The organism is Actinomadura sp. KC06 (assembly GCF_004348735.1).
Lineage (GTDB): Bacteria > Actinomycetota > Actinomycetes > Streptosporangiales > Streptosporangiaceae > Spirillospora.
The window spans coordinates 1-7,751 of record NZ_SMKT01000258.1 but is presented as its reverse complement, the minus strand read 5'-3'; the positions used below and the strand labels follow the sequence as shown (position 1 = coordinate 7,751).

General features: G+C 78.5%; 8 protein-coding genes and 1 pseudogene. 1 reads left to right on the top strand and 8 read right to left on the bottom strand.

Features of this window, described 5'->3' with window-relative positions:
• The 8 genes and pseudogenes from E1287_RS40580 to E1287_RS40545 form a co-directional block, all read right to left on the bottom strand.
• Window positions 1-845 (bottom strand): annotated as a pseudogene (locus tag E1287_RS40580) (hypothetical protein); the annotation flags it as partial.
• Window positions 842-1,288, bottom strand: coding sequence for a hypothetical protein (locus E1287_RS40575; RefSeq protein WP_131971023.1), 447 nt, complete (start codon window positions 1,286-1,288; stop codon window positions 842-844). The pseudogene E1287_RS40580 and the gene E1287_RS40575, both read right to left, overlap by 4 nt.
• On the bottom strand, window positions 1,285-2,460 hold the full coding sequence (locus tag E1287_RS40570; protein ID WP_131971022.1) for a molybdopterin-dependent oxidoreductase: 1,176 nt from the start codon (window positions 2,458-2,460) through the stop codon (window positions 1,285-1,287). The genes E1287_RS40575 and E1287_RS40570 overlap by 4 nt, the downstream gene beginning before the upstream one ends.
• Window positions 2,430-3,053, bottom strand: a complete 624-nt coding sequence (locus E1287_RS40565; protein WP_131971021.1) for a class I SAM-dependent methyltransferase — start codon at window positions 3,051-3,053, stop codon at window positions 2,430-2,432. The genes E1287_RS40570 and E1287_RS40565 overlap by 31 nt, the downstream gene beginning before the upstream one ends.
• Window positions 3,050-3,742, bottom strand: a complete 693-nt coding sequence (locus E1287_RS40560; protein WP_131971019.1) for a TIGR04282 family arsenosugar biosynthesis glycosyltransferase — start codon at window positions 3,740-3,742, stop codon at window positions 3,050-3,052. The genes E1287_RS40565 and E1287_RS40560 overlap by 4 nt, the downstream gene beginning before the upstream one ends.
• The gene (locus E1287_RS40555; RefSeq protein ID WP_207934759.1) at window positions 3,739-4,443 is read right to left on the bottom strand and encodes a glycosyltransferase family 2 protein; all 705 of its coding nucleotides are present in this window, start codon (window positions 4,441-4,443) and stop codon (window positions 3,739-3,741) included. Before E1287_RS40555 ends, E1287_RS40560 begins: the two co-directional genes overlap by 4 nt.
• A gap of 37 nt (window positions 4,444-4,480) precedes the next feature.
• Window positions 4,481-5,539, bottom strand: coding sequence for an NAD-dependent epimerase/dehydratase family protein (locus E1287_RS40550; RefSeq protein ID WP_131971017.1), 1,059 nt, complete (start codon window positions 5,537-5,539; stop codon window positions 4,481-4,483).
• A 96-nt stretch (window positions 5,540-5,635) separates the two neighbouring features.
• Complete coding sequence (locus E1287_RS40545) at window positions 5,636-6,715, bottom strand: aminotransferase class V-fold PLP-dependent enzyme (protein WP_131971015.1); 1,080 nt, start codon at window positions 6,713-6,715, stop codon at window positions 5,636-5,638.
• Window positions 6,716-6,798: 83 nt separating this feature from the next.
• Here E1287_RS40545 and E1287_RS40540 point away from each other — a divergent pair.
• The coding region (locus tag E1287_RS40540) for a LysR family transcriptional regulator (protein ID WP_131971013.1) at window positions 6,799-7,751 on the top strand (953 nt) is incomplete at its 3' end.

The following is a 7,751-nucleotide window of genomic DNA, read 5'->3' as shown; positions in this document are numbered from 1 at the left end:
CCCACCAGGCGCGCACCGGCCCGGTGGGCACCAACCCGCCCCTCACCCGGTCGCCGTTCACCCGTCCGGCGGGCGGCACCCGTTCGGCGGGCGGCGGTCGCGAGCAGGGCCGTGCCCCAGGCGGCGACGGCCAGGAAGAACGCGTCCATCGCGGTCGCGACCCACAGCGCGAGCGGGGCCAGGACCAGGAACGGCACCGCCGCCCGTGCCGCCCGCTCACCGGCGACGGCCCGTACCGTCACCGCGATCGCGGCGGCCGAGGACGTGCCCGCCGCGACGATGAACGCCGCCGCCCACCCGGTCCCGCCGAGCCCCGCCTCCTCCAGCGCCCACAGCACCAGCACCGGCAGCGGCGGATGCCCCCGGACATGCGTGGTGTAGCCGCCGAGCCGCTCGGTGAAGGTGTCCAGCCAGGTCAAGGGGTCTGGCCGCAGCTGCGCCAGGCCCGCGGGGTACTCGGTCGGCGCGTCCAGGGGGCGGGCGAGCGCGTCCCAGCCGTCGGCGGCGGCGAGCGCGACCGTCCATGCCGCCGCGAGCGCCCACGCGGCGGGGAGCAGGGCCCGCCACGGCAGCCGGGCCGCCAGTACCGGCAGCGCGGCCACGGCGGTAGCGGCGATCGCGGCGGCGGGCAGGAGCCGCCAGGTCAGCGGCCAGTCCCGGGCTCGGGCGTGGAGCGGTGGCAGCGGGTCCTCGGTGGCCAGGCCGTTGCGGCGCAGGTACCAGCCGGCCGCGAACGCCGCCGCGATTCCCGCCGCCCACACCGCGACCGCGGCCCGTCCCCGCCACGGGCCCCGGCCCCCGTGCCGTGATGGGGCGTCGGGTGCGCGCGCGCCGGTGAGGGTCACGTCCGCCCCTTCCTGCGGGCCGCGTACATGCGGGCCGCGACGGTCACCGCCGCCACGGCCGTGATCGCCGCCAGGACGACCGCGAGGTTGCGGCCGTAGGGCAGCGGCAGCCGGGACGGCTCGTCCGCGCGGCGCCCGTACCCGAGGACGAGCGGCAGCGCGACCGCGCACACGCAGCCCGCGACGGTCAGCGCCGCCCGCACGGTCCGGCGGTGCGCGGCGGGCAGCCGCCCGGTCGCCAGCCCGGCCGCCAGCACCACCGGCACCAGCACGCCGTCGTGCAGGACGGCCGCGCCCGCGAACCACGCCAGCCACACCACCGCGTCGACGTGCAGGACGATCCCGCGCGCGCCGACCGCGATCAGCGCCAGCCCCGCCCCGTACACGGCGATCTTCACCAGGCCGCCCACCCCCAGCCCGCGCTTCGCCGGCTCGCGCTTCACAGGACCACCAGCCGGTGCACCCATTTGGTCTGCATGACCCCGGGCCGGTTGGGCGCGATCAGGCGGCACGGGTGCCCGTGGTCGAGGTCGAGGGGCTCGCCGCCCAGGTCCAGGGCCAGGAGGGTGAGGGGGTCGTGCCAGTGCTCGGGGTCGACGCGGGAGGTGCGGTAGAGCCCGAAGGTCTGCAGCGACTCCACCCGCACGCGCGCGCCGTCGTCGGCGCCGGCCAGGGCGAGCAGGTCCCGCAGCCGCACGCCGCGCCAGTCGGCGTCCGCGCTCCACCCCTCCACGCACGCGATCGGCAGCCGAGCGGGGTGCTGCGGGAGGGCGCGCAGGCCGTCCAGGGTCAGGACGACGTCGCGGCGGACCCGCCCGGTCACCGTCAGCCGCCAGGCCGGGTCGCGGGCGGCGGCGGTCACCCCGGCGGCGGCCGCGGACTTGTTGACCGGCAGGCCCTGCGACCCGGTGCCGGGGCGGCGCGGCGCCAGCACCGCCAGCCGCGCCAGCGGCGAGAACGCCTCCCCGGCGGTGACGGCCGCGATGACGCCGCCGGCGCCGGCGACGGTGAGCAGGAACGCGCGGCGCCCGACCGCGTCCTGCGGGCGGGTCATCACCGTGCGCCGCACCTTGGACCACTCGTCGGCGGCGTGGATCAGCAGCGCCCCGATGACGATGTAGGCGGTCCAGTAGTGCGCGGTGGTGAACAGGAACGGGAACGCGTACCAGTACGCGATGTTCAGCACCCCGGTGACGAACTGGAACAGCGCCCCGCCGACCAGCACGAAGATCAGCAGCCGCCGCGCCCCGTGCAGCGCGGACCGGACCGGCGGCCACTGCCACAGCTTCGGGTAGACCGTCCACAGCTTGGCCAGCAGCAGCGGCACCGTCGCCAGCCCGCCGATCACGTGCACGCCCTGGGTGACCCGGTACAGGTTCACCGGACGCGACGGCCACTGCGCCCAGCCGGGCGGGTGCTGCATGAAGTGGGAGATCAGCCCGGTCGCGAACGCCGACAGGAAGCTGACGCCCAGCGCCATGCCCAGCCACGCCGCGACCCGCTCATCGTGCAGCCGGCTGGTGAACCGCGCGGGCAGGCCCGCCAGCGCCGCGGGGAGGCGTCCCAGCGCCGCCGGCAGGCGTGTCAGCAGCGCGGGCGCAGGGCGACGAACCATCGGCCCGCCTCCTCCCACATCTCGGTGACGCCCGCCGCGCACGCGGCGGCGAGCCCGGCGGCGGCGTCGGCCGGCACGTGCGCCCAGGCGAACCACTCCCCGACCGCGCGGCCCGAGCGCAGCCGCAGCGGCTCGACGCGGGAGGTCCCGCCGGGCGGGTCGACCTCCGCCAGGACCCGCCCGCCGGGCCCCAGCAGCGCCAGGACGCGGCGCAGCAGCGCGGCCGGGTCGCCGCCGATGCCGATGTTGCCGTCGGCCAGCAGCGCGGTGCGCCAGCGCCCGGCGCCGGGGACGCGGCCGAACACGTCCCGGCACAGCGCCGGTCCGCCCGCCGCGACGGTCAGCGCGACCGCGGCGGGCGCCAGGTCGATGCCCAGCACCGGGACGCCGCGCCGCGCCAGCGCGACGGTGAGGCGGCCGGGCCCGGACCCGACGTCCAGGGTGGCGCCCTGGCAGCGGGCCAGGAGCCCGCCGTCGCCGGGCCGGGCCGCGAGCCAGTCCTGGACGGGCAGCGGCCGGCGGCGCCCGTCGGCGTGCTCGATCTCGACGGGCGCGCGGCCCCGCAGCGCGTCCTCGTACAGTTCGCCGATCATGCCGGGACGGTCCTGACGCCGAGGTCGCGCACCGCCGCGGCGAACCGGGTCCCGGCCGCGGCGTCGGCGACGGCCGCGGCGTCGGCGGGGGTGTCGACGTCGGTGAGCTCGGGCAGCGGCGCGACGTCCAGCCCGGCGGCGCGCAGCCGCGCCAGCTGCGCCGCGCCGGTGCCGGGCCGCGACATCGGCACGCCGCGCAGCAGCCGCGCGTCGGGGCGGCGGAGCCCGAGGAGCCAGAACCCGCCGTCGGACGCCGGGCCGAGCACCGCGCCGCGCCGCCGCAGGGCCCGCCCGGCGCGGGCGAGCAGCGCGGGGGTGACCTGCGGGGTGTCCATCCCGATCAGCACCAGCGGGCGGCCGGCCCACGCGTCGTCGAACGCGGCGGCCAGGCGCTCGTCCAGGCCGCCGCCGCGCTGCGCGGTCACGGCGAACCCGGCGGGCAGCCACGGCCCGGGCGCGCCGTCCAGCGCGAGGGTGCGGCGCCCGGCGGGGGCGGCGGCGACGGCGTCGAGGGTGTCGCGCAGCGCCGCCTCGGCGAGCGCGGCGGCCTCGGCGGGCGTGTAGGCGGGCGTCAGCCGGGTCTTGACGCGTCCGGGCACCGGCTCCTTGGCGATCACGATCAGATCCGCGTCCGGGCCGGGCGTGCGGCCCTGCGCGCGGCTCTTCGCGCGGCTCGTTGGGTTGCTCATCGTGCGGTCTCCGCCAGGACGCGGCGCATGTCGCGGACGGCGCGGACCGTCCCGCCGAGCGTCCCGGTGACCTTCGAGGAGCCGGTGCGGGGACGGTAGGCGACGTCGATCTCCCCGATCCGCCAGCCGGCGCGGGCGGCGCGCAGCACCATCTCCAGCGGGTAGCCGAACCGGCGGTCGGTCAGCCCGAGGTCCAGGAGCGCGTCGCGGCGGGCGGCGCGCATCGGGCCGAGGTCGTGCAGGCGGGTTCCGGCGCGCCGGTTCAGGGACCGGGCCAGGACGGCGTTGCCGAGCCGGGCGTGCGGCGGCCACGCGCCCCGCCCGGACGGCCGCCGCCGCCCCAGCACCAGCCCCGGCACCGGATCGGGCGCCGGACCCGGTCCCGGTTCCGGCGGGTCGGCGGTGTGGAGGGCGTCGAGCGCGGCGGCCAGGCGGGGCAGCTCGGCCGGGTCCAGGGACGCGTCGGCGTCCATGACGCACACCACGTCGGTGCGGGCGGCGAGCAGGCCCTGGTGGCAGGCGGCGCCGAAGCCGCGGTCGGGCGCGTCGACGACGCGCGCGCCGTGGTCGGCGGCGACGCGCGCGGAGCCGTCGGTGGAGGCGTTGTCGACCACCAGCGGGCGGAACCCGCGGGGCATCCGGGACAGCACCCAGGGCAGCGCCTCGGCCTCGTTGAGGCACGGGAGAACCACATCGATCACACCCCGAACGCTACTCTCGGTGACGGCCGGGCGACCCTTACGAACTGGTGACGCGCCGCCGGGCGAACTCCTCCATCCCGTCGGCGAACGCCACCGCGGCGGAGAACCCCAGCTCGCGGCGGGCCCGGTCGGGGCGGGCGACGATGTGGCGGACGTCGCCGAGCCGGTGACCGCCGGTGACGCGCGGCGCGGGCCCGCCGAACGCGTCCGACAGCGCGGCGGCCATCTCGCCGACGGTGCGGGGCTCGCCGCTGGCGATGTTGTAGGCGCGCAGCCCGCCGGGGCCGAGCCGGGGGGTGTCCCCGGGGCCGGGCGGCGCCGGGCCCGCGGCGGCGGCGTGTTCCAGGGCCAGCACGTTGGCGCGGGCGACGTCGCGGACGTGGACGAAGTCGCGGCGCTGCCCGCCGTCCTCGAACACCAGCGGCGCCTGCCCGTCCTCCAGCCGGGACCGGAAGATCGCCGCGACGCCCGCGTAGGGGGTGTCGCGCGGCATCCGCGGCCCGTACACGTTGTGGTAGCGCAGCGCGGCGACCGTCCCGCCGGTCGCGCGCGCCCACGACGCGGCCAGGTGCTCCTGGGCGAGTTTGGTGTCGGCGTAGACGTTGCGGGGGTCGGGCGGAGCGTCCTCGGCGACGGCGGCGGGGTCCAGGGGCCGCCCGCAGCCGGGGCAGGCGGGCTCGAACCGCCCTGCGCGCAGCGCCTCCTCCGGACGCGGCCCGGGCCGGACGCCGCCGTGCCGCGCGCAGGTGTAGGCGCCCTCCCCGTACACCACCATCGAGGACGCCAGCACCAGCACCCCCACGCCGGCGCGGGCCATCTCGGCCAGCAGCACGGCGGTGCCCTGGACGTTGGCGGAGGTGTAGTCGGGCAGGTCGGACACGTCGACGCCGAGGCCGACCTTGGCGGCCTGGTGGCAGACGGCGTCCACGCCGTCCAGGCGGCGCGCGACGGCGGCGGCGTCGCGGACGTCGCCGGGCGGGCCGCCGCCGGCGCCGGGCCGCAGGTCCAGGCCGCGGACGCGGTGGCCCGCGGCGGCGAGGGCCTCGGCGATGTGCGAGCCGATGAAGCCGGCCGACCCGGTGAGCAGTACGTTCATGCCGTCGAACGTAGGACGCGCCGCGCCCCGGCACCCGCGCGGCGGCGCCCGTCAAGGCGGCTTGTTCGAACCTTGTAAGAACTTCGGCGAAGACCGCTACCGCCCGGCGGCGTCCCGTCCCAGCAGCGGGGCGAGGAGGCCGGCGGCCTTGTCGGCGTCGGCCTCGGTGGTGGTGAGGTGGAACGAGCAGCGCAGCCGTCCCGCCCGCACCGAGGCGATCACCCCGCCGGCGCGGAGCGTCTCGGCGGCGCCGGCCGGGACCGCGACCGGCACGATCGCCGACTCGGCGCCCGGCGCGGCGGGCGGCAGGCCCAGCGCGGCGCGGAACCGGGCCGCCAGCGCCACGTCGTGGTCGTGGATCGCCTGGACGCCGACGCGTTCGAGGAGCTCCAGCGCGGGAGCGTGCCCGGCCCAGCACTGCCACGCCGGGGACAGGTCCAGGCGCCGCGCGTCCGCCGCGAGCCGCAGCGGCAGCCCGTACACCGAGTCCCACACCTCGGCGCCGGCGTACCAGCCGGCGCCGATCGCGGGCAGCGCGTCCAGCGCCTCGGGGGTGCCGGTGAGGAAGCAGGTGCCGCGGGGGCCGAGGAGCCATTTGTAGCCGCCGCACACCAGCCAGTCGACGCGGTCGGCGGGCAGCGGGAGCCACCCGGCGGCCTGGGTGGCGTCCAGCAGGATCCGGGCGCCGTGCGCGCGGGCGGCGGCGATCAGGTCGTCCATCGGGGCGATGCGCCCGTCGGCGGACTGCACGGCCGACACCGCGACCAGGTCGTCGCCGGGCCGGACCTCCTCGGCGATCCGCTCCAGCGGGACCGACCGGACGGTCAGCCCGTCGCGGGCGGCGAACGGCCACAGCAGCGAGGTGAAGTCCCCGTCGGCGACCAGGACGGTAGCGCCGGCGGGCAGCGCCGCGGCGACGAGCCCGACGAAATAGGACACCTGCGGCCCGCACGCGACCCGCGCGGCGGGCACGCCGAGCAGGCGCGCGAACGCCTCCCGGGACCGGGTCACCGCCTCGTCCAGCGCCCCGGCCGCCAGCAGCCCGGCGGCGCGGTCCCGCTCGGCGGCGAGCATCGCCTCGTGCGCGGCGCGCGGCGGCAGCCCGTAGGTGGCGGTGTTGAGGTAGGCGACCCCGGCGCCGAACTCGCGCTGCGCGTCCTGGACGGAAAGGCTCATGCACCGATCGTCGTCCACCACGCGCCATAGCACAAAGTACGGTTCTCTTGGCCACCCATAAACGGCGTTGATAGTTTGCGGGGATGCTGGACCTGCACCGCGGCCGGATCCTGCGGGAGGTGGCGCGGCTCGGCTCGATGACCGCCGCCGCGCGCCACCTGGCCTACACCCAGCCCGCGGTGTCGCACCACATCGCGCGGCTGGAGGCGGAGGTCGGCACGCCGCTGGTGGTGCGGCACGGCCGCGGCGTGCGGCTGACCGAGGCGGGCCGGGTGCTGGTCGAGCACGTCGAGGACGTCCTGGCCCGGATGGACGACGCCGAGGAGCGGATCGCCGCGATCGCGGGGCTGCGCGCCGGGCGGGTCCGGGTCGCGGCGTTCCCGACCGCGGCCGGCGGCCTGCTGCCCGACGCGCTGGCCCGGCTGCGGGCCCGCGCGCCGGGAGTGTCGGTGACGCTGGTGGACGCCGAGCCGCCGGAGGCCCTGGCGCTGCTGCGCGCGGGCGACACCGACGTCGCGGTCGTGTTCCGGCACGCGCACCTGCCGCCCGACACCGACGCGCGCCTGCGCGAGGTGCAGCTGCGCGACGACCCGCTGCGCCTGCTCGTCCCGGCCGCGCACCCGCTCGCGGAGGCGCCGCGGCCGCGGCTGGCCGACCTTTCGGGCCAGACGTGGGCGTCGGGCTGCGCGCGGTGCCGCGACCACCTGCGGTGGGCGTGCGGGCAGGCGGGTTTCGTGCCCGACATCGCCTACACCACCGAGGACCACGTCGCGATCCAGCGCCTGGTCGCACGGGGGCTGGCGGTGACCACGCTCCCGGCGCTGGCGCTCGGCCTGCACACCGAGCCGGGCGTCGCCGCGCTCGACGTGCGCGGCCCGGGCCGCCGCAGGATCACCGCGCTGGTCCCTGCCGGCCCGCGCCCACCCGCGGTCACAGCCCTACTGGACGAACTCACCACGGTCGCCGCCACCAACCCCACCCCGTCGCGCCCACCCGCCAGCCCGGACACCGGCCAGCCGACACCACAGGCCAGTGC

Bases quoted from the DNA above. Each gene is read 5' to 3' on its own strand.
- E1287_RS40570 (WP_131971022.1), bottom strand. From the start codon at position 2,460: ATGGTTCGTCGCCCTGCGCCCGCGCTGCTGACACGCCTGCCGGCGGCG.
- E1287_RS40565 (WP_131971021.1), bottom strand. From the start codon at position 3,053: ATGATCGGCGAACTGTACGAGGACGCGCTGCGGGGCCGCGCGCCCGTC.
- E1287_RS40560 (WP_131971019.1), bottom strand. From the start codon at position 3,742: ATGAGCAACCCAACGAGCCGCGCGAAGAGCCGCGCGCAGGGCCGCACG.
- E1287_RS40550 (WP_131971017.1), bottom strand. From the start codon at position 5,539: ATGAACGTACTGCTCACCGGGTCGGCCGGCTTCATCGGCTCGCACATC.
- E1287_RS40545 (WP_131971015.1), bottom strand. From the start codon at position 6,715: ATGAGCCTTTCCGTCCAGGACGCGCAGCGCGAGTTCGGCGCCGGGGTC.